General features: G+C 47.2%; 1 protein-coding gene. It reads left to right on the top strand.

What is annotated here, in order from left to right:
* Positions 1 to 303 (top strand): FAA hydrolase family protein (locus CWC28_RS21660; protein WP_502704944.1); only part of this gene is annotated, 303 nt, incomplete at both ends.

The raw sequence follows: 303 nt of genomic DNA, 5'->3' as shown, positions 1-303 counted from the left end.
AAGAGCCCAATACGGGGATGAGCTTTACGAAGCTCTGAAATCCGGTAGGACCATTGACCCTTTCACTGACCGTGAAGCACAGATCAGCATAGAAGATGCTTATCATATCTCGCTGCACATGGTGGAACGCCGGGTAGCCAATGGTGACAGAATTGTCGGTAAAAAAATTGGTGTAACGTCCAAAGCCGTTCAGGAAATGCTGAATGTGCATCAGCCTGACTTTGGTTTCATCACCCGTGAAATGTGGTTCGACAATGCTGAAACCATTTCTATTTCAAACAACAAGCTGATTCAGCCCCGGGC

This window comes from Pseudoalteromonas sp. S4492 (assembly GCF_005886115.1).
GTDB classification, from domain to species: domain Bacteria; phylum Pseudomonadota; class Gammaproteobacteria; order Enterobacterales; family Alteromonadaceae; genus Pseudoalteromonas; species Pseudoalteromonas gelatinilytica.
Note: the sequence above shows the minus strand (reverse complement) of the source record. Positions and strands in the feature narration are given on the sequence as shown.